The following is a 21,598-nucleotide window of genomic DNA, read 5'->3' as shown; positions in this document are numbered from 1 at the left end:
ATGAAGACATTTAAAAACTTAAAATATATAGGACTTGTTGCTTTAGCTATAAGTTTTACAGCATGTAACGATGAGGAAGATTTTGAAGAATTTTTAGATCAGCCACCAATGGAAGCAGTTACACTTCCTGCATTAAATGCCGGATCAGCAGATTTTTCAAATTATATCGCTGTAGGTGCCTCTTTTACTGCTGGATTTACAGATGGTGGATTATTTATAGCAGGTCAAGAAGATTCTTTTCCAAATACAATAGCAAAACAATTTGAAAATGCTGGAGGTGGAACATTTACACAACCTTTAACTGCAGATAACTTTGGTGGTTTAGCCGTTGGAGGAAATAGAATTCAAAACCCAAGACTAGTCTTTGGAGGTGCTGGACCAGTACCATTAGAATCTCTTATAGGACCCGTAACTGTTGGAACAGATTTATTAACACCTCCAACCGGTCCTTTTAATAATTTTGGAGTACCTGGTGCAAAAAGTTTTCATTTAATTGCTCCTGGATATGGTAATTTAGCAAACCTTTCTGCTGGATTAGCAAACCCTTATGCTGTACGTTTAACAGGAGCGACGCCAAACGCGTCAATGGTTGAATTAGCAGTAACTCAAAACCCATCATTCTTTACATTAAGTGAAATTGGTGGTAACGATGTTTTAGGTTACGCTACTACTGGTGGTGATGGTACAAATCCAATTACACCAACAACAACTTTTGATTTTGCTTTAAACGCAATGGTAACTGCCCTAACATCTAATGGTGCAAAAGGAGCTATTGGTAATGTGCCAAATATTACAAGTTTATCTCACTTTACAACGATACCTTATAATCCAGTTCCTTTAGATGCCGCAACAGCTGCTGCATTAAACCAAGGATATGCAACTTATAATGGAGGCTTACAGTTTGCGATGACTAATGGGTTATTAACTCAAGAGCAGGTAGACAAAAGAACTATAACATTTTCTGAAAGCGCAAATAATGCTCTAGTATTAATTGATGAAAATTTAACAAATTTAAGTGGGTTTGGTATTCCTAGCTTTAGACAAGCAACTGAAGCCGATTTATTTGTATTACCGCTTTCTTCTTTAATACCTCAAGGTTATGGAACACAAATTCAATTAGAAGATAAATGGGTATTAACTCCAGAAGAACAACTAGAAATTTCTACTGCTACTACAGCATACAATAATAGTATAGCTGCTATCGCTTCTGCTAACGGACTAGCTTTAGTAGATTTAAACACTATTTTAAATCAAGCCGCTTCAACTGGAGTTCAGTTTGATGATTATAATATGAACACAAGTTTAGTAACCGGTGGATTAGTAAGTTTAGATGGTATTCACCTAACTGCTAGAGGCTCTGCAATTATGGCAAACTCTTTCTTAGATGCTATTGACACTACATATGGTTCAAACTTTAGAGCTTCTGGAAACGTGGCAAAAGCAGAGGACTTTGGAGTTACTTACTCACCATTATTACAATAACAACTACAAATCAAAATATTTAAAAACGCCTTCATAATGAAGGCGTTTTTTTATGTGCAAAAAAGCTTTGAAAACAACTTTCATTTTAAATAAAATCGCCTATCTTTGCACGCGAAAACCGAAGGTGTTTTCAAACATTTAAATCGCATAATATTAAATAGATAAGTAATGTCAAAAGTTACAGGTAAAGTTGCACAGATAGTAGGTCCAGTAATCGATGTTGAATTCGAAGCTGGTTCTGAACTTCCAAAAATTTACGATTCATTAGAAATTAAGAAAGCTGATGGTTCATTATTAGTACTTGAAGTACAATCTCACATTGGTGAAGACACCGTACGTACTATTGCTATGGATTCGTCTGATGGTTTAAGTAGAGGTACAGAAGTTACTGCTACTGGTGCTCCAATACAAATGCCTATTGGTGGAGATATTTATGGTCGTTTATTTAACGTAATTGGTGATGCTATTGATGGTTTAGGAGATTTACCTAAAGCTGGTGATGCAGGTTTACCAATTCACAGAAGCGCTCCAAGATTTGAAGATTTATCAACTTCTACGGAAGTTTTATTTACAGGTATTAAAGTAATCGATTTAATTGAGCCTTATGCAAAAGGTGGTAAAATTGGTTTATTTGGTGGTGCTGGAGTAGGTAAAACAGTATTAATACAAGAGTTGATTAACAATATTGCAAAAGGACACGGTGGACTTTCTGTATTCGCAGGAGTAGGAGAAAGAACACGTGAAGGAAACGATTTACTTCGTGAAATGTTAGAGTCTGGAATTATCAAGTATGGTGACGACTTTATGCATTCTATGGAAGAAGGTGGATGGGATCTTAAAAAAGTGGACAAAAATATAATGAAAGAGTCTAAGGCTACTTTCGTATTCGGACAAATGAATGAGCCACCTGGAGCACGTGCACGTGTTGCATTATCTGGTTTAACAATTGCTGAATATTTTAGAGATGGAGCTGGAGATGGACAAGGAAAAGATGTGCTTTTCTTCGTAGATAACATTTTCCGTTTTACTCAAGCTGGTTCAGAGGTATCTGCCTTATTAGGTCGTATGCCATCTGCTGTAGGATACCAACCTACATTAGCTACAGAAATGGGAGCAATGCAAGAACGTATTACTTCAACTAAAAAAGGTTCTATTACATCTGTACAAGCCGTTTACGTACCTGCAGATGATTTAACAGATCCAGCACCAGCAACAACATTTGCTCACTTAGATGCAACAACAGTATTATCTCGTAAAATTGCAGAGTTAGGTATTTATCCTGCAGTAGATCCTTTAGATTCTACTTCAAGAATTCTTACTGCTGATATTTTAGGTGATGAGCACTATGATTGTGCACAGAGAGTGAAAGAGTTATTACAACGTTACAAAGAATTACAAGATATTATTGCCATTTTAGGAATGGAAGAATTATCTGAAGAAGATAAAATGGCTGTAGGTAGAGCAAGACGTGTACAACGTTTCCTATCTCAACCTTTCCACGTAGCAGAACAATTTACAGGACTTAAAGGTGTATTAGTAGATATTAAAGAAACTATTAAAGGATTTAACATGATTATGGATGGTGAGTTAGATCACTTACCTGAAGCTGCTTTTAACCTTAAAGGTTCTATTGAAGACGCTATCGAATCTGGAGAGAAAATGCTTGCTGAGGCATAAGCCGAAGTAAGTGCTGAATTTATTTCAGCATCTGTTTAATAAAAATGAGACTTCCGATTACTCGGAAGCTTTTAAATAAAATTTAAAAGATGTATTTAGAAATTGTATCACCAGAAGCGACTTTATTTAGTAGTGAAGTAGATGCTGTAACTGTACCAGGAATTAATGGTGAGTTTCAAATGCTTAGTAATCACGCAGCTATTGTAGCTGTATTAGCAGAAGGTACTGTTAAAATAAACACACACTCACAAAGCCATCTTGTTTTTGATGATTTACATGCTAGTGTTGTGCCTCATTTCGATGATAACAAAGTATTGACAGTAAAAATAAAATCTGGAACACTAGAAATGAAAGATAATAAAGCAATTATTTTAGCTGATTAAATTAGTTATAGCTTTATAAATTATACTAAAACGCTTCAGAAATTCTGAAGCGTTTTTTTTATACGCTAAATTTATAATTCACCTAATTTAAAACTTGTATTAATTTCGAGTTTTTATATCTTTATTCTTAATGAACAAGTTAGAAGATAAATTAGCAAATCCTGTTTGGTATTCATTAAATGAAACCCACAATAAGTTTCTTATAAACTATGATGGTGTTCAATTCTACAAACCAAATGTGTGTGTTTTTGGGGCTTTTTTTGATGCTACAAAAACAGCAAAAGCATTAAATGCATATTCTAAAATAGCAGAGAGATTCTTTTTAGTTTCTGAAAATGAAACACCAATTATAGATACTAACACTATTGTTTTGGAGAGAAAAATTGACGGCTGCCAAATGGTATTAGAAAATTTTATAGACATTAAAATTACTGAAAGCATTGTTCTATTAACCGAAAAACACATAGATGAAGTTTATGATTTAATATGGTTGGTAATGCCCGGATTTTATCAGAAAAAAGGTTTCGAAATGGGCAAATACTTTGGCATTTTTAAAGACAATAAACTAGTTGCTATTACAGGTCAAAGAATGCAAACTGATCATTTTATTGAAGTTAGTGGAGTTGTTACACATCCAGATTATACCAGAAAAGGACTCGCTAAACAATTAATTACACATACAACAAAAGCAATTATAAAAGAAAACAAGCTTCCCATATTACATACTAATAAAGGAAATGCAGCAATTCCGCTTTATAAAAAGTTAGGATATAAGATAACTAGAGATATGAACTGGTGGTTATATAGCAAAAAATAGACAAAGACCTATTAAAGATACCTATAGCGCACACAAATAATAATTTAATCTAATTCAAAAATACTATTGTTTAAGCCACCCTTTTCTTTGTTTTGAAACCTTTCGATTTTTATCTTCTGAAATACTAATTGTATACGTTGGATCTGAAGTTAGTGTTAAATTTTTTGTCTTCGTTTCCTTATTTCTTACATACTCAATAGTTATTATTTTCTTTCCTGAAGCATTAATTATTGACTGAACCGTATTGGATTCATCTACTTTAAGGCCATTTACACTTACTACCTCATCTCCTTTCTCTAATCCTGAAAGATAAGCAGGAGAGCCTATTTTAGCATTTCTAGACACTATATTATTATTTAACGAAATACCTGAAAAGTTACTTTTAGAATCTTGTTCTATTTTTAGTCCTACCGTTTTAAATAATGAATTGTAATCTGGTATTTCACTTTTATAAATATAATTATTGAAGAAGTCGTTTCCAAAATCTTCACCAGCATAAGCATTTAATAAATCGTTAAGATTTTTAATAGTATAAGGTACCTCTGCCTTTCCGTAAGTATGCCATACGCGTTTCATATAATCATCTAAATTCAATCCTTTTTCGCGTAAAGACAAGTCTAAAGCCAAGCCTAAAACACTTCCGTAAGAATAATAAGAGATAAAAGTATTGTCTCTATTTACAGGATCTATTGACGATGCAGCGTCTACAAATGGTGCTTGATAACTCATTTCAATAGGATTAAAAAATTGTCTTGCAGGAGAGTTCCATACGTAATTAAAAGTACCATTTAATCCATTTACATAGTCTTCTGGAGTAATAACTCCTGCCCTACACAAAATAAGATTTGTATAGTAACTTGTAAAACCTTCTGCAAACCAAAGTTCTCCACTCATATTTGCTTCTTCAAAATTAAAAGGCTCTAAAGATTGTGGACGAATACGCTCTACATTCCATGCATGGAAAAACTCATGAGAAACAGTACCTATGTTTCCTTTCATTCCGCCTTCAGCTAAACCTTCTTTATCTGTTAAAATAGTAGAATTTCTATGTTCCATACCATCTCCACTTACATTACCAATATAGCAAGCTAAAAACGTGTATTTTCCATAATCGAAACTTGGCAACTCGCCATAAACAGCTTCTTCAGTTAAAACAACTTTCTTCACTTTTTCGAAGTAAGTATCTAAATCCTCTTCCGATCCTTTGTGGTGTAATACAAATTCAACGTCTTGATTCTTAACTTTAAAACTTCTTTTACTATAATTACTTATCTCTGTTGGGCTATCCATAAAATACTGCAAGTTTGGCGCAGTATAAGTTGTTCCAATTTTTAAAGGTAATTGCGTAGCCACTTTCCAGTTTAAATCTGCTCTTGGCTTAAAGGTTATTTCTATTGGATTCTCACTTAAACTTGGCGCATACATAAATGTAGCAGGAATATTAAGGTGTGCATGTGTCTCGTCTACTTGACTGTAAGTTCCGTCTGCTCTATTGGCAAATAAAGTATAAGAAATATGAACGGTTTTATCGTGATTTAAAACTTCCCATGCTTGTGGGCTTAATCGTTTTATTTCTAGTGCTTCTCCTTTACTATTAAATGCTTTTACATTATAAATGTTTTTAGCAAAATCGTGAATAGCATAACGACCTGGTGATGTACGGCTCATTTGTACTAAAAGAGAACTTCCTTTTAGGTTTTTATATGAAATATCAATAGTCGCTTCGTGATGCACTGCATTCTCGAAACCTATTGAATAGCTTATATTTTGAGCAAAAATTAATGTTGTAAAAAAAAGGGAAAGAATAGAAAAAACTGATTTCATTTTTAAAGCAATATAAAAGTTAGAATAATAATTGGGTTATACCTTTTTAATTACATTAGTTACAATGCCCCAAATTAAGAAGTTGTTATCTTCAGTAATATTTATAATAGGATAATCTGGATTTTCTGGCTGTAACCAAACCTCATCTTTAGTGACTCTTAAACGCTTTACGGTAAACTCGCCATCAAGAAAGCAAACAGCAATTTTGTTGTTTTGTGGCTCTAAACTTCTATCTATTACTAATAAATCGTTATCATCTAAACCTGCACCAATCATAGATTGCCCACTAACTCTAGCATAAAAGGTTGCTTCTTTATTTTTTACAAGCTCTTCATCTAAAGACAAACGATGCTCTTTAAAATCGTCTGCTGGAGATGGAAATCCTGCCGAAATACCTGTATCGAAAAACTGACCTGCAGATCCATCTATGCTTTCTGGTGTAAAGAAGGTTAAGCTTCCTTGTTTGTGCGCTATCATAGGCTGTATATTTATTATTTCCGCGAAAGCGAAAAAACCTTTAGTTTTATTTCTCTATAAATTTAGTGCTTTTAAAAAGATTCTACGCTATCCTCTTAACTACATTTACTTTACCACTATAATATCGTTAATATTAGTGGTGTATTTTGGAGATAAACGCTCTTGACGCATTTTCCAAGTGCGTTTTAAATCTTGACTTCCTAATTTTATTTTATTGCCTTTAAACTTAGCATTTAAAAAATCTATAGATTGCATTAATGGTTGATGTTTTGGGTTTTGCGTATCGAATAAATTTAGCTGAAAACTATCCTCTGAAACCAAACCTGTAACCACAACTCCTGCGCGTTTGTATTTTATACCTTCCTTAAAAATTGACTTAACAGCACTCACAGCACAGCTACTTATAATTAAAGATGAATTTGTTGGACTCGATAAATTAACGCTCACACTTACACTATGTTGCTCCGCACCTGATTTGTGCCTATCGCTACTTATACTTACAACAATAACATGACAAGTGGAGCCTTGTTTGCGTAATTTTTCGGCACAACTGGTTGCAAAAGTCGATACTCGCTCTTTTATATTATCGATATCGGAATACGTATACTCGAAACTTCGTGTGGTAGCAATTGCTTTTTTTACGGTATCGTACTCGTCTAACTTAAGTGTTGGAATACCTTCTAAATCGCGTTTTAATCGGGATTCTATTATAGAAAAATTACTTTTCACCCAAGCATCTGGTAATTGTGTAAAATCGTAAGCAGTATTACAGCCTTTTGCTTTTAAACGTTTGCTTAAACGACGTCCAATACCCCAAACAGCATCAATTTTAATCCATTTAAGCGCTTTAATTCTTTTCTCGTCAGAATCTATAACATAAACACCATTAGTCTCTTTTGGGAATTTTCTAGCAACCTTATTTGCTACTTTACAAAGCGCTTTTGTTGGTGCAACACCAACACAGGTTGGAATACCTGTCCATTTTAAAATGCGCTTTCGCATTTGGTTTCCGTAATCGTTAAAATTGTAATTATCGAAGCCTTTAAATTCTAAAAAAGATTCGTCTATACTATACACCTCGATGTCTGGAGAAAACTGCTTTAGTATTTCCATAACGCGACTGCTCATGTCTCCATACAATGGGTAATTTGAGGATAAAACATGTATACCATTAGCCTTACAGAAGCTTTCCCATTTAAAAATAGGCGCTCCCATTGGCAGGTTTAAATCTTTGGCTTCGTCACTTCGTGCGATAACACAACCGTCGTTATTACTTAAAATAGCAACTGGTTTACCTTGTAAATTAGGGTTAAAAACACGTTCGCAAGAAGCATAGAAATTATTACAATCTACAAGTGCAAACATAGAATGCAAAGGTATAGCAAAAGTGATTTGTGTTTTGGTTGGAAAAAAAATCTTATTAACTAATCTAGAAAAGACAAAAGATCTCTACGCTTTTAGAACAAAGAAAAAAGACTTGCTTATAACTAAACAACATCCGTTAAAGCTCTAAAAGAAATTAATTTATAGATTGAATATAAAAAAATGTGTAGTTATTTCCACTTACAAAATGGATTTTTACTTAATTGTGAATTATAATATTTAGCATCTCCTGTTACTTCTTCTCCTAACCATTGTGGCTTGGTAAAGGTTTCTGTTTCATTGTTTAATTCGACCTCAGCAACAATTAGTCCTTTGTTTTTGCCAAAAAATTCATCAACCTCGAATATGTGATTATCTACCTTAACTTCATATCGTGTTTTATCGATCATCCCTTTTTTACAAAGCTTTAAAAGCGATTCGGCTTCCGTTTTAGGAATTTCTTTTTCCCATTCGAAACGAGACAATCCGTTTTTAGAAGATTGGCCTTTTATAGTTAAAAAACCTATGTCACCTTTTAGCCTTACACGAACCGTTCGTTTTTTATCTGTACTTAAAAAACCTTGCACAATCCTAGTTTGTTTAAAAGCTTCGGTTTTAAAAGTATGAGACTTTACTAAAAACTTGCGTTCTATTTCTATCATATTAATTTAATCTTTCAATTTGCTTATTGTGAATTTTACTTAAGAAAATTAGTGCACAAATGGCTCCAATTGTTGCATATAACATATCACTTTGTGTATCCCAAATATAACCTTGTGTTCCTAAAAACGAATCGCCTCCTTCTCCTGTTTGTAAGGATACAAACCATTCTATAAATTCGTAAGTAACACTAATTGCCATGGCAATACAAACCACTATAAAGTTTCTCCAACCATTACTATTTACAACTTGTTTTCTTATTAATAGTTCTCGAGTAATTATAGCAGGAACAAAACCTTGCGCAAAATGTCCAACCTTATCGTAATTGTTTCGGCTTTGGTTAAATACTTCTTGAATATAATCGAACAAAGGTACTTCGGCATACGTGTAATGACCTCCAATAATTAAAACAACACAGTGTAAGAAAATTAAAATATATACCAGATTGGTAAACCTAAAACGTTTAAAGGTCAATGCTAATATTAAAACACCTAAAACTGCTGGTGAAACTTCTAGAAACCATGTAAAATATTCGAATGGATTAATTGCAGACCAGATAAGTAGCAATAAGATTAAAACAAGAAGTGTGTATATAAGTTTCATGGTTTAGATAGTCTAGAGAACCAAAGATATTATAAATTTGTGTTATGTCTGAAAGCTTACCACTAAGAAAGATAATTCATGTAGATATGGATGCATTTTACGCATCTGTAGAGCAAATGGATAATCCAGAACTTATAGGAAAACCTTTGGCTGTTGGTGGTAGCGGAACACGAGGTGTTGTTAGTGCGGCAAGTTACGAAGCTCGAAAATTTGGAGTTCGCAGTGCGATTAGTGGTGTAAAGGCAAGGCGTTTATGCCCAGAACTACTATTTGTACCACCAAGATTTGATCGCTATAAAGAAATCTCTAAAAAAATTAGAGTCATCTTTTTAGACTATACAGATCTTGTAGAACCTTTATCTCTTGATGAAGCTTATTTAGATGTTACCGAAAACAAAAAAGGAAATCCTAGTGCTTCGCTTATTGCCGAAGAAATAAGAACTCGCATTTTTAATGAGGTTGGTTTAACTGCATCTGCGGGAATTTCTGTAAATAAATTTGTTGCCAAAATTGCTAGCGATTACAATAAACCTAATGGTCAAAAAACAGTAAATCCCGAAGAAGTTCTAGACTTTTTAGAAGCTCTTGATATTAGAAAATTTTATGGTATTGGTAAAGTTACCGCAGAAAAAATGTACCAAAAAGGTGTTTATACAGGTCTTGATTTAAAGAATAAATCTTTAGAGTTTCTAGAGAAAAACTTCGGAAAAGCTGGTACACACTATTACCACATTGTTCGTGGCATACATAATAGTGAGGTTAGACCAAATAGGATAAGAAAGAGCTTAGCTGCCGAGCGTACTTTTAATAAAAATTTATCTTCGGAAGTATTTATGCTCGAAAAACTAGAACATATTGCTGCAGAAGTTTCTAAGCGTTTAACCAGAAGTAAAGTTGCTGGAAAAACAGTAACACTAAAAATTAAATACAGCGATTTCACGCTCCAAACAAGAAGTAAAACATTGCCTTACTTTATTAGCGATAAAAGTGTGGTTTTAGAAACTGCTAAAGAATTACTCTATCAAGAAAAACTAAACAACTCTGTTCGCCTTTTGGGTATTTCGTTATCGAATTTAAATACCGAGAAAAAGACTAAAAAGGTGGAACAAAAAAGTATTAGTGCTCAGTTGAAGATTAACTTTTAGGCATAGGTAATTTTATAACCTTCTCGATACAATTTTCTCGTACCTCAAAATCACTCGAAGTGACAAGCTGTTTGTTAAAAACAGTAGTATACTGTCAGTTCGAGTGAATTTTTCGATTGCAATTAAGAAAAATTTGTATCGAGAACATTTGTTTTACTAATAAAATAATTCTCGATACAATTTTTCTCCCGAAAGCTTTCGGGATAAAAATCACTCGAACGGACATTACGTTTTTAAATAAAATAACGTGATTCTAGTTTTTAACGTACTCCAAAATATCACTCGGCTGGCATTCTAAAGCTTCGCAAATGGCTTCTAATGTTGAAAAACGCACTGCTTTTGCTTTACCAGATTTTAATATGGATAGGTTTGCAGTTGTTATACCTATAATTTCTGCCAAGTCCTTGCTTTTCATCTTGCGTTTAGCAAGCATAACGTCTAAGTTTACTATTATTGGCATAGTTATATTGTTAAGTCGTTTTCTTGTTGAATTGTGTTTCCATTTGTAATAAAATCTGCAATAATAAGTAAGCCAAAACCTATTAACAATAACAGAATATCTGAAATTATAGAACCTACAAAAAGAATTTCTCCTTTTGAATAAATAAGTAATGTAAAATCCCAAAGCAAACTTAAAACACCTGAAACCAAAAAGAGCTTGCCAGCAATTTTGAATTTTTTTGAACTGTTTTTATTAAAAAACCCTTTTTTTATAGTTACACCTAATCCTTTTCTTAAAAAGAATAATGCAACAAAAGATAGTATTGAAAAAGTTAAACCAACAAATTGTGTGTAATAACCAAAAATGAATTGACTATAATGTTCATCTCCAAAATTCATAAAACCTGGTGTGTAAAATGTAAGATACATATTCGTTAAAAAATGAATAATAAATATTACTATCAACGTGATAACAAACCAATGGAGTATTTTTATTTTCTTCATAATTATATAGTTAAATCATTTTCTTGTTTTGCAGTTTTCGCCACCTTAAACGTTTCACTTAATACCATAAAAAATAAGCCTAAACAGACAGCAAATAAGTATGAACTTAATCCAAAATTGAGTTGCAAACTACTCTTTATAAACAAATTAAAACTAAATGAAATAATTGCTCCTGAAGCGCCAGAAATAGCAAGTAGGTTCCCTATCTTTCTGTAGTTATTAATTACAAAATCATCAAAAGGTTTCCTTTTTTGAAAATAGGCTAACGTACTTCTAAAAAGATAAAAACTATAAATCGATACAAATAATACTATTGCTATTAATAGTAACAAAATCTTTAAATACCATGGCGTTATTATTATCCCTTGATCTAGAACATTAAAAACCTTGAGTATATCGTCATTAAAAAACATATATACTGCAAAAAATAAAGTTAATGGTACTAAAGGCAAACAGGTAATGTACCAGATAAAATCTACCAATGATTTTAGAATATTTAGTTTTTTCATTTTCATATAATTATTGTTTAACGATAACAAATATATAAAAATTATTGATAAACAATAATAAATTATTAAAAAACATAAAAATTCGTGTTACAAAACCTTTATTTATATTTGAGCAATGGACAAAAAACACATTATCGTTTCTGAAAGTCCTAGACCTTTTTGGAAACTAATAATAGCATCTTTAATATTTACTGCCGCAATTGGAATAATTATTTATTTAACTATTAATAATTTGTGGAAAGTTGAATTAACAAAAGGTAACAAATCAGGAATAATTAATATCTTTTATTTAATAGGGATTGGTATTCTTTTATGTCTTCATAAAAAAGTACATATAGATTTAGAACTTTCAAGATTTAAACCAACAATAGAAGTTGGTTCTATTAAAATAGGAAAATGGAAAAAAATTAACAACTACGAATATGTTTCTATTTTTTTCGACCCTTCTAAAAGCGAAGCAGAAATTTTTGAAGTGAATTTATGGTACGATAAGAATAAACATTTCGAATTATACACAAGAAATAATTTTGAAGATGCCGTTTCTGTTGGCTTTGATATCTCTGAAGCACTAAACATCGATTTATTAGATGCCACAATTCCAAATGATTTTAAATGGATAGATAAAGAAAACCTAAAACAAAACAAATCTGAAATAAAAAAAGACTAACTTTAAATAAACATAAGCTTCCTGTTTTCGAGACAACCAAAATGAGCGATACTTTTAAAACCATAGCAAGATTTCAATATTCTACCGAAGCTCAAATAATAAAAGGGCGTTTGGAAGCCGATGGTATTCAAGTATTTTTAAGCGATAATTTCACTATAGATACAGATCCATTAGTTAGTAATGCTATAGGTGGTGTAAAATTAAAAGTATTAGCTAAGGATGCTATGGAAGCGCAACATATACTAGAATCTATTTCTAAGTACTCTTTAGACGACGATGGCAATACCATACATTGTCCAAATTGTAATGGCGAGAAAATAGAATTATTCTCAACCATAAAAGACTTTAAATCTTTCTTCGGCTTTATTTTTGGAGTACTATTTGGCACCTTACCAATAAGCGCAAAACACAAGTACAAATGTGAAACTTGTAAAACTGAATTTGAGATTAAATAAGTCTTTAGTTGTTGTCTAACAACTCTTCATCTTCTATATCTTCTTCTTCATAATACTGTTCACTTTCATTTCCTTCCAAATAAATAAGTTCACTTTCGCCATCTATTTTAACATAAAGTGTATTGTAAGCCCATTCATTATTAATTTTTTCGGCTTCTACAATAATTTCACCTTCATCAATCGATCCTTTTATTGGTATAGTTAAACTAACAGTACTTTTACCGTTTGTATTTTTATAACTAGTACTTCCCATACCATCACTCTCGATTGGCTCACCTAAAAAGCCAATAACTTCCTGGTTTTCTATAGCTTGAGAAAAAGCATAAGTATAAGGTTCTGATCCTGAAATAGAATTAGATATTTTATAGAATGCACCAACAATTACTAATACCACAACAACAATTATTGATAAACAGCCACCACCAAGTAACCATCCCCAATTTCTACTAAACCAACTCTTTTGTTCTGTATTTTCCATATTAATTTCTATTAAAAGTGCTTCCGAATGTATCGGAATGAATAATTATAATCTTCAATATAAGTATTCCTTTTTCAGAATTAGTTACAGGAATAATAATAAATTTCTAAACACTGGGAAACATATTTTGTTATAGACTATTAATCATTCCTAATCTAGAATCTGTAAAAGTAGATTCCTGCCTTCGCTGGAATGATAGAGAATATTTTGTAACAAATCACTTACATTAACTACATATAAATAGAGTGCAGATAAAACGCGCTTTATTTTCAAAAAGTAGTATATTTCATTTTTTAACTAACAACACTTTATTATGACAGATTGGTTCTTTAGCCTAGAATTATTTCCAAAAATATATTGGAGTATTGCATTATTAGGTTCCATTATTTTCATTTTTACAACAATTTCTACTTTTATTGGTGGTGATGCAGACGATTTTGGTGATGTAGATTCAGACATTGAAGCAGATACAGGTATTGGATTTCAGTTTATAACTTTTAGAAACTTAGTAGGTTTCTTTACCTTATTTGGTTGGAGTGGTATTGCTTGTATAGACGCTGGTTTTTCTAAACCATTAACAATAATTATCTCTTTAATTTGCGGATTAATTATGATGACTATAATGGCTGCCATGTTTTTTTACATGAACAAACTTAGCGATAGCGGAACCATGAAATTTAAAAATGCTATAAATGAAGTTGGCGAAGTATATTTAACAGTTGGAGCAAAACGCTCTTCTATAGGAAAAGCACACGTTAAAATTCAAGGCGCACTAAGGGAATTAGAAGCTTTAACAGATAGTGAAACCGATTTAAAATCTGGCACAGTAATTAAAGTAAAAAGCATTACCGATAACGGAATACTAATAATAGAAAAACTTAACTAAAAACCATAAACCTATGTTTCTAATCACTCAAGACGCCTTTAATTTAGGCTTCCCAATTGCAATTATTTTTGCAATACTATTTGTTTTTGTCTTTTTAATTGTACTTGTTAAACGCTACAAACGTTGTCCATCGGACAGAATTCTAGTTGTTTATGGTAAAGTAGGTGGCGGACAATCTGCCAAATGTATTCATGGTGGTGCAGCCTTTATTTATCCAGTAATTCAAGATTACCAATTTCTAGATTTAACACCAATTTCTATCGAAGTTAATTTAGTAAATGCCTTATCTAAACAAAACATTCGTGTTAATGTACCATCGCGTTTTACTATTGGTGTCTCTACAGAACCAGGTATTATGCAAAATGCTGCCGAAAGACTTTTAGGCCTTAACCAAAGCGATATTCAAGAATTAGCCCAAGAAATTATTTTTGGTCAGTTACGTTTGGTTGTTGCTTCTATGGATATTGAAGAAATTAACAACGATAGAGATAAGTTTTTAACTAATATTTCTCAAAGTGTAGAGTCAGAGCTTAAAAAAGTAGGTTTAAAACTAATAAACGTAAACATTACCGATATTGTAGATGAGTCTGGATACATTGAAGCTTTAGGTAAGGAAGCAGCAGCACATGCAATAAATGCGGCTCGTAAATCGGTTGCTGAAAAAACTAGAGATGGATCTATTGGTGAAGCAAACGCTGTTCAAGATGAAAGAACCCAAGTTGCCGCAGCAAATGCACAAGCAGTAGAAGGAGAAAACACAGCAAAAATTGCAGTAGCAAACTCAGATTCTTTACGTCGTCAACGTGAAGCAGAAGCAGAACGTGTGGCAATAGCATCAGAAAAAGTACAAACAGCAAAAGCTTTACAAGAGTCTTATGCTGCAGAAAAAGAAGCAGAAACGGCAAGAGCAGATAGAGAACGTTCTTCTCAAGAAGCAGATATTATTGTACCTGCAGAAATTGATAAAAGAAAAGTAGAAATTGATGCTGAAGCTGAAGCTGAACAAATAAGAAGACGTGCAAAAGGTGAAGCAGATGCAATATTATTTAAAGCGCAAGCCGAAGCACAAGGTCAGTTTGAAATCTTAACAAAACAAGCTGCTGGTATGGAGCAAATTGTTAAGGCAGCTGGTAACAACTCTAAAGATGCAGTATTATTATTAATTGCAGATAAGTTACCAGAATTAGTAAAAATGCAATCTGAAGCTATTAAAAATATTAAAATTGATAAAATTACCGTTTGGGAAAATGGTGGTGGAAAAGACGGAAAAACGTCTACTGCCAACTTCCTTTCTGGAATGTATAAATCGGTTCCACCTTTACAAGAAATGTTTAACATGGCAGGAATGGAATTGCCAGAATATTTAAAAGGTAAAAATGTAAAAAGTGATGCAGAAGCAGAAGTTATAGAAGACAACAAGCCTAATGCATAACATTTAACTTATTCAAAAAACCGCTATTAATAGCGGTTTTTTTTTTGCTCTTTATTCTTATATTTACTAAGAATTAACCGCTTTTTATCTAAAACTATAAAATTATCATGGGATATTCGTACGCTGCAGACATGATTAACAGAATGAAGCAAGAACGCTCCAGGAATGCTCAAAATAAAAAGAGAGCATATTCTATAAATAATGTTGCCAAATTAGATAATGAAAAATCTGGAGCTCTAAATTTTATAAAAGTTTCACCAGATAAAATGGCAACTATTAAAGTTGAAATTCACAATAAAATAAGACGAGAAAGAAAAAAGAAGATTATCATTTCGGTCATTTCAATAATAATTGCATTGCTCATCACTTTTAATCTTTTAAAATTCATATTCATTTAAAACTTAACACATGAAACCTCTTTTTAAGCTACTTAGTATTTCGTTTTTCTTTATTACAGCTTGCAATAATGCACAACAAGACACGGATATATTCGAGAAATTCGAATCTAAATTCTACGAAATAGGTGGTTATAAAATTAATGTAGAAACTAAAGGTTCTGGTGACCCAATTTTCTTTTTACCAGGAGGACCAGGAAATTCTCATGATTATATGCAAGGTAATTTTGGGCAGTATTATAAAACAAATACGGTTGTTTTTTTCGATTGGTTAGGTCGTGGAAAAAGTGAGGATGCTAAAGATCCAAAAGAATACTCGGTTGAAAATGATGTAGAGCTTATCGAGAAACTACGTGTGCTTTTAAAATTCGATAAAATCTCTTTGGTTGGGCATTCTTACGGTACAGTTCCTGCGCAAGCTTACGCTATAAAATATAAAGACAACGTTGAGAAAATGGTATTAATTAATGGCTTCCATAGTGGAGCCATGTGGCAAGCCAATTGCGATAGTTATAACCATTATGCAAAAACACACTTTCCTGAGAAATGGAAAAAAGTAGATTCTATTCGCGCATTAGGTTATATGTCTAGCGATAAAGAATTGGCAGACGTTTATGGTAGTTTCCCAACAAAATATATTTACTATCATAATACTAAATTGAAGCAAAATTCGCCTGAAGAAAAATATAGAGGTTGGGCAAACGATGTTTATGTTTCAATTATTGGAAAAGATGGCGATTTTGATGTTTCAGGTAGTATGATAAACCAAGATTACAGAAAGGAATTAAAAAATGTGAAAGCAAAAACCTTAATTATTGCTGGTCGATATGATGGTGTTTCTACTCCAGAATTTGCTGTGCAATACAAAACGTTTATGCCAGTAGCTCAATTTGAAATGTTTGAAAACAGTGGTCACAATCCATATTTAGAAGAACCAGAAAAGTTTTATCGCATTTTGGATACCTTCATTAAAAAATAACCTCAACAAAAGAGATTTTTAGAATTTTAATAACGTTTTCTACTTCATCTTCGTTTAAATGCCCAAATCCTAATCTAATAGCACATAGATCTTTATTTTGATACAGTATGGTTTTAGGTAAAAACAAATCGTGTGCTTTTGCTTTTTCTGCCAATTTAACTAGCGATATTCTGGGTTCAAAATTTAGCCAAACTGCTAAACCTCCTGTTGGAACTTGCCAAGTTGCATAGTCTTTAAAATAAACACTTAAACAAGCACATAAATAATCGCGTCTTTGCTTATAAATAATAATATTCTTTTTAATTAATCGGTGTATTTCACCTTCACTAATAAGTTCTGTTAGTATTTGCTTCTGAATTAAATCACCTTGTTTATCTAGTATTTGCAAATAGTTTTTGGCTTCATTAATAATGTTTTCTGGAGCGACTACAAATCCTATTTGAAAACTAGGAAAAAAAGACTGTCCTAATCGTCCTAAATAAATAACCACACCTTGTCCATCTGCACTTGCCATAGGCACCATCGCAGAGCCGTTAAACTGAAAATCGTAATCAAAATCGTCCTCTATAATAGCAAACTTATAAGCCTTTGCGAGCTTCAATAATTTCAAACGCCTTTCCGCTGTAAGCGTTACCGTTGTTGGATATTGCCTATGTGCGCAAACATACACACAACGAATACTGTTTTTCGTGAAGTTTTTTTCAATAAAATCGACATCAATACCATGCGCATCTACAGGAATCGTTATAATATTAGCTCCTGCTTGCTGAAAAATCATATTAGATTTATAATGACTTAAATTACCAACAAGCACTACATCTTTTTCCTGTATTAAAAGTTGAGAGACAATATATAAGCTCATTTCGGTACTACGTGTACTTACAATATTGCTTGGTTTTATATGAAATCCTCTCGTGGCATTTAAATAATTACATAACTGTTTACTAAAAGTAGTATTAGACTGCGCTTGTGTTTGATTCCATTTCGAAATTAACGATGCACGTTTCATAGACGCACTATACCATTTAGAAAACTGATGTGTAGGATGTAATCTTAAATCGGGCTTCCCATCGTTAATTACATATTTACGTATCGAAAATTCTTCGGTAGAAGCTAAATTAAAAGACGACTGAAACGGAAATCCTGCTATTTCTGGATACGCTTTTAATTTTTCTAAGCCTTGAACCACAGCTTTTATAGCAGCGGTTTTTTTTTCTGGCATTAAAACAAACGTCCCTTTATTAGCAACAATATCTACCCAACCTTGCGATGCCAACTCATCGTAAACAGCAACTGCAGTATTTCTATTAATAGATAGTAAGGCACTAAATTTTCTAGTTCCTGGCAACGCAGTTCCTTCTGGTAAATAGCCACGTTGTATGGCATTAATGATTTCTTGAGCTATTTGAATATAGATTGCAGTATTCGGAGACTTTTCGAAATGAATTAAAGATTTTAATATGTCATCAACCGGACTACTCATTGTTTTAAAACTGGACTACTTTAATGATCCGGAAAGTTACGAATTTTGCAGCGTTAAAAAACACCTATATATTATATTATGAAATTAAGTCCTTTTTTTATTTTACTTGCCATGTTTGCTATAACAACGCAAGCGCAAGAATTCCAAAATCAACAACTAGATTCTGTAATTATTACATCTACAAGAATAGATTTACCATTCTCGGAAAACTCTAGAACCATAACAGTAATTAACCAAGAAGACATTAAAAAAAGTGCAACAACAAACGTTGCCGATTTATTACAACAAGTTGCAGGAGTAGATGTAAGACGTCGTGGTACTTCTGGCATGCAGGCAGATTTATACATTCGTGGTGGTGGTTTTGACCAAACATTACTATTAGTAGATGGTATAAAGGTTGAAGATTCGCAAACAGGACACCATACCATGAATATGGCTTTACCTATTGAAGTTATTGAGCGTATAGAAATTATTAAAGGTCCAGCAGCAAGAGTATTTGGGCAAAATGCATTTACAGGAGCTGTTAATATTGTAACCAAAAAAAATATTGGAGATTTAGTTTCTTTAGGTATTCAATCAGGATCTTATGGTCAACTTAATGGTTCTGTTATGGTTGGAAGTCAATTAGAAAAATCTTCGCATATAATTCAAGTTTCAAGAAATACTTCTCAAGGTTATAGACATAATACAGATTATGATAATCAGAATTATTTTCTAAAAAGTTCTTTCGATACAAACAAAGCACCTATAAATGTAATTGCTTCATTTCAAGAAAGAAAATTTGGTGCAAATGGTTTTTATGCTAGTCCAACTGCTATTAACCAGTACGAAGAAACACAAGCTAGCTTAGTAGGTGTTACCACCGAAATTAAAAAAGAAAACTTAACTCTTAAGCCAAAACTATATTGGAAACGTAACCAAGACATGTATGTTTTTATAAGAGATAATCCATCTGTTTACAGAAACTTACATATTACTAATAAAGTTGGAGCTGCATTAGATGCTTCTTACAAGTCTGACCTTGGTGTAACAGGTTTTGGAGTAGATGTTGCAAAAGTATATTTGTCTAGTAACAATTTGGGATCTAGAAATAGGTTTATGACAACCCTATTTTTAGAACACCGTTTTAAATTAGCTGATGATAAATTAGATATCACTCCAGGTATTGCTGTTAACTATTTTTCTGATTTTAAATTTCATGCTTTTCCAGGTTTAGACATTGGTTATAAAATAAATGATGAGTTAAAAATCTACGGAAACATTGGTTACACTTATAGAATACCTACATATACCGATTTATTTTACAGCGACCCAACAACATTAGGTGATGAAAACTTAGATCCAGAAGAAGCTATTGCACAAGAATTAGGTATAAAATATAATAATGGAAACTTTAATGCTTCTCTTGCGGCTTTTAATAGAGATTCTAAAAAACTAATAGACTACGTTAAAGAAACCGAATCAGATTTATGGCAAGCAACCAATATTAGAGATTTAAACACAAAAGGAATTGAAATAAATGCATCGTATGGTTTTAAGTTTGCTGGTTATAATCAAGCCATAAAAACAGGTTATACTTTTTTAGAAGATGATTTAAAAGCTGTACCAAGTAACTTTTCTAGATACTCTATCAATTCTTTAAAACATCATGCAACAGCAAGTTTACAAACGCAATTCTTTAAAAATATTTCTCAAAATATTATTTATAAATATGCCGAAAGAACTTCTGGAGAAAATTATTCAGTGGTAGATGCTAGTGTAAATTACAATTTAAATGCCTTTGAAATTTCTGTAATTGCAAATAACATTTTCAATACAGAATACACAGAAACCAACTTAGTACCAATGCCAAAAGGAAACTTATTATTTGGTTTAAAATACAACCTTAAATAGAAGATTATATTATTTTCGTTAATTCGAAAAGACATTAAAAAAGGTGCCGAAAAAGAACAATATTCTTTCTTTTCGGCACCTTTTTTTTATCTAAAAGCACTTAAAACACGTTTCTAGTTCTATTTAATGATAATAACAAATCTAGTTTAAAGTCGTTTTAGTAACTTTAGTCCTTTAAACCAGCTATATATTGAAATTAAATCTTCAAGACATTCCTAGAGTAAAAACTATTACTAAACAGGATTTTATAAAGCACTATTTTAAACCACAGAAACCTGTGGTAATAGAGCGTTGTATAGAAGATTGGCCTGCTTTTACTAAATGGAATTTAGACTACATAAAACAAGTTGCGGGAGACAAAACGGTTCCGCTTTATGATGACAGACCTGTGCATTACAAAGATGGTTTTAACCAGCCTCATGCAAAAATGAAGATGAGTGATTATATAGACTTGTTAAAGTGTGAGCCTACGAAATTTAGAATTTTTTTATGGAATATTTTAAAAGAAGTACCTCAACTTCAACAAGACTTTAAATTTCCAGACTTTGGTTTACCTATAATGAAAGGAATGCCAATGTTATTTTTTGGTGGCACAAACTCGCACACCTTTATGCATTATGATATTGATTTAGCTAATATCTTTCATTTTCATTTTGAAGGTGAAAAACAAGTTATTCTGTTCAATCAGAAACAAAATAAGTATTTATACAAGATTCCACATTCATTAATTGTTAGAGAAGACATCGACTTTTCTAATCCCGATTTTAAAAAATGGCCAGCTTTACAAAAAGCTAAAGGTTGGGAATGCGAACTTATGCATGGTGAAACCTTATATATGCCAGAAGGTTATTGGCATTACATGAAATATATAACTCCAGGGTTCTCAATGAGTTTGCGTGCTGTTGCAAGGCAACCAAAAAACTTAGCAAAAGCTATTTATAATATAATTGTTATGCGTAATTTTGACAACTTAATGCGACGTCTTAAAGGTCAAAAATGGATAGACTGGAAAAACAGACAAGCAATAAAAAATACTAAATAAATTA

The 21,598-nt window shown here is 32.2% G+C and carries 23 protein-coding genes; 13 read left to right on the top strand and 10 right to left on the bottom strand.

Annotated elements, in window-relative coordinates:
- From CW733_RS13615 to CW733_RS13600, 4 genes are all read left to right on the top strand, one after another.
- Positions 1–1,482, top strand: a complete 1,482-nt coding sequence (locus tag CW733_RS13615; protein ID WP_100997704.1) for a G-D-S-L family lipolytic protein — start codon at positions 1–3, stop codon at positions 1,480–1,482.
- Between the two features lie 168 nt (positions 1,483–1,650).
- Positions 1,651–3,159, top strand: coding sequence for a F0F1 ATP synthase subunit beta (gene atpD / locus CW733_RS13610; protein WP_100997703.1), 1,509 nt, complete (start codon positions 1,651–1,653; stop codon positions 3,157–3,159).
- An 89-nt stretch (positions 3,160–3,248) separates the two neighbouring features.
- Positions 3,249–3,542, top strand: coding sequence for a F0F1 ATP synthase subunit epsilon (locus tag CW733_RS13605; protein ID WP_100997702.1), 294 nt, complete (start codon positions 3,249–3,251; stop codon positions 3,540–3,542).
- Between the two features lie 130 nt (positions 3,543–3,672).
- Positions 3,673–4,359: a GNAT family N-acetyltransferase gene (locus tag CW733_RS13600; RefSeq protein ID WP_100997701.1), complete on the top strand. Its 687-nt coding sequence runs from the start codon at positions 3,673–3,675 to the stop codon at positions 4,357–4,359.
- Between the two features lie 63 nt (positions 4,360–4,422).
- Here the strand turns inward: CW733_RS13600 and CW733_RS13595 are convergent, their stop codons facing one another.
- From CW733_RS13595 to CW733_RS13575, 5 genes are all read right to left on the bottom strand, one after another.
- Positions 4,423–6,183: a M61 family metallopeptidase gene (locus CW733_RS13595; protein ID WP_100997700.1), complete on the bottom strand. Its 1,761-nt coding sequence runs from the start codon at positions 6,181–6,183 to the stop codon at positions 4,423–4,425.
- A 36-nt stretch (positions 6,184–6,219) separates the two neighbouring features.
- On the bottom strand, positions 6,220–6,660 hold the full coding sequence (locus tag CW733_RS13590; RefSeq protein WP_100997699.1) for a LexA family transcriptional regulator: 441 nt from the start codon (positions 6,658–6,660) through the stop codon (positions 6,220–6,222).
- Positions 6,661–6,765: 105 nt separating this feature from the next.
- Positions 6,766–8,025 (bottom strand): Y-family DNA polymerase, encoded by a 1,260-nt coding sequence (locus tag CW733_RS13585; protein WP_100997698.1) that lies wholly within the window; start codon positions 8,023–8,025, stop codon positions 6,766–6,768.
- 188 nt (positions 8,026–8,213) lie between these two features.
- A complete protein-coding gene (locus CW733_RS13580; RefSeq protein ID WP_100997697.1) occupies positions 8,214–8,684 on the bottom strand; it encodes a CYTH domain-containing protein in 471 nt (156 codons plus the stop codon).
- Between the two features lies 1 nt (position 8,685).
- Entirely contained in the window at positions 8,686–9,285 is a 600-nt protein-coding gene (locus tag CW733_RS13575) for a DUF2238 domain-containing protein (protein WP_100997696.1), read from the bottom strand.
- A gap of 44 nt (positions 9,286–9,329) precedes the next feature.
- On the opposite strand from CW733_RS13575, the gene dinB reads away from it, so the two are divergent.
- The gene (gene dinB / locus CW733_RS13570) at positions 9,330–10,430 is read left to right on the top strand and encodes a DNA polymerase IV (protein ID WP_100997695.1); all 1,101 of its coding nucleotides are present in this window, start codon (positions 9,330–9,332) and stop codon (positions 10,428–10,430) included.
- Positions 10,431–10,683: 253 nt separating this feature from the next.
- Here dinB and CW733_RS13565 read toward each other — a convergent pair whose 3' ends face one another.
- From CW733_RS13565 to CW733_RS13555, 3 genes are read right to left on the bottom strand one after another with little or no spacing between them, the layout of a single operon-like run.
- Positions 10,684–10,890, bottom strand: a complete 207-nt coding sequence (locus tag CW733_RS13565; RefSeq protein ID WP_055447468.1) for a helix-turn-helix transcriptional regulator — start codon at positions 10,888–10,890, stop codon at positions 10,684–10,686.
- 2 nt (positions 10,891–10,892) lie between these two features.
- A complete protein-coding gene (locus CW733_RS13560; protein WP_100997694.1) occupies positions 10,893–11,375 on the bottom strand; it encodes a DUF2975 domain-containing protein in 483 nt (160 codons plus the stop codon).
- Between the two features lie 2 nt (positions 11,376–11,377).
- Positions 11,378–11,890 carry a DUF2975 domain-containing protein gene (locus CW733_RS13555; protein ID WP_100997693.1) on the bottom strand — a complete coding sequence of 171 codons (513 nt, stop codon included), beginning with the start codon at positions 11,888–11,890 and terminating at the stop codon, positions 11,378–11,380.
- Positions 11,891–11,999: 109 nt separating this feature from the next.
- Between CW733_RS13555 and CW733_RS13550 the strand changes: the two genes are divergently transcribed.
- Positions 12,000–12,551, top strand: a complete 552-nt coding sequence (locus tag CW733_RS13550; RefSeq protein WP_100997692.1) for a hypothetical protein — start codon at positions 12,000–12,002, stop codon at positions 12,549–12,551.
- A gap of 41 nt (positions 12,552–12,592) precedes the next feature.
- Positions 12,593–13,006 (top strand): putative signal transducing protein, encoded by a 414-nt coding sequence (locus CW733_RS13545; protein WP_100997691.1) that lies wholly within the window; start codon positions 12,593–12,595, stop codon positions 13,004–13,006.
- Positions 13,007–13,010: 4 nt separating this feature from the next.
- On the opposite strand, the gene CW733_RS13540 is transcribed toward CW733_RS13545, so the two are convergent.
- Positions 13,011–13,484: a cytochrome c oxidase assembly factor Coa1 family protein gene (locus tag CW733_RS13540; RefSeq protein WP_100997690.1), complete on the bottom strand. Its 474-nt coding sequence runs from the start codon at positions 13,482–13,484 to the stop codon at positions 13,011–13,013.
- Positions 13,485–13,797: 313 nt separating this feature from the next.
- Here CW733_RS13540 and CW733_RS13535 point away from each other — a divergent pair, with 313 nt between their 5' ends.
- The 4 genes from CW733_RS13535 (at position 13,798) to CW733_RS13520 (ending at position 17,176) form a co-directional block, all read left to right on the top strand.
- Positions 13,798–14,370, top strand: a complete 573-nt coding sequence (locus CW733_RS13535) for a hypothetical protein (RefSeq protein ID WP_100997689.1) — start codon at positions 13,798–13,800, stop codon at positions 14,368–14,370.
- A 13-nt stretch (positions 14,371–14,383) separates the two neighbouring features.
- On the top strand, positions 14,384–15,802 hold the full coding sequence (locus CW733_RS13530; protein ID WP_100997688.1) for a flotillin family protein: 1,419 nt from the start codon (positions 14,384–14,386) through the stop codon (positions 15,800–15,802).
- A 107-nt stretch (positions 15,803–15,909) separates the two neighbouring features.
- Positions 15,910–16,200, top strand: a complete 291-nt coding sequence (locus tag CW733_RS13525; RefSeq protein WP_100997687.1) for a hypothetical protein — start codon at positions 15,910–15,912, stop codon at positions 16,198–16,200.
- 10 nt (positions 16,201–16,210) lie between these two features.
- Complete coding sequence (locus CW733_RS13520) at positions 16,211–17,176, top strand: alpha/beta fold hydrolase (protein ID WP_100997686.1); 966 nt, start codon at positions 16,211–16,213, stop codon at positions 17,174–17,176.
- Here the strand turns inward: CW733_RS13520 and CW733_RS13515 are convergent.
- Entirely contained in the window at positions 17,166–18,659 is a 1,494-nt protein-coding gene (locus CW733_RS13515; RefSeq protein WP_100997685.1) for a PLP-dependent aminotransferase family protein, read from the bottom strand. The two genes, CW733_RS13520 and CW733_RS13515, sit on opposite strands and share 11 nt — an antisense overlap.
- A gap of 78 nt (positions 18,660–18,737) precedes the next feature.
- On the opposite strand from CW733_RS13515, the gene CW733_RS13510 reads away from it, so the two are divergent.
- Both CW733_RS13510 and CW733_RS13505 read left to right on the top strand, forming a co-directional pair.
- Positions 18,738–20,552: a TonB-dependent siderophore receptor gene (locus tag CW733_RS13510; RefSeq protein ID WP_100997684.1), complete on the top strand. Its 1,815-nt coding sequence runs from the start codon at positions 18,738–18,740 to the stop codon at positions 20,550–20,552.
- A gap of 190 nt (positions 20,553–20,742) precedes the next feature.
- Positions 20,743–21,594, top strand: coding sequence for a cupin-like domain-containing protein (locus tag CW733_RS13505; RefSeq protein ID WP_100997683.1), 852 nt, complete (start codon positions 20,743–20,745; stop codon positions 21,592–21,594).
- Positions 21,595–21,598: the final 4 nt, after the last annotated feature.

This window comes from Lacinutrix sp. Bg11-31, assembly GCF_002831665.1.
Lineage (GTDB): Bacteria > Bacteroidota > Bacteroidia > Flavobacteriales > Flavobacteriaceae > Lacinutrix.
This window is presented reverse-complemented; position numbering and strand designations above follow the sequence as displayed.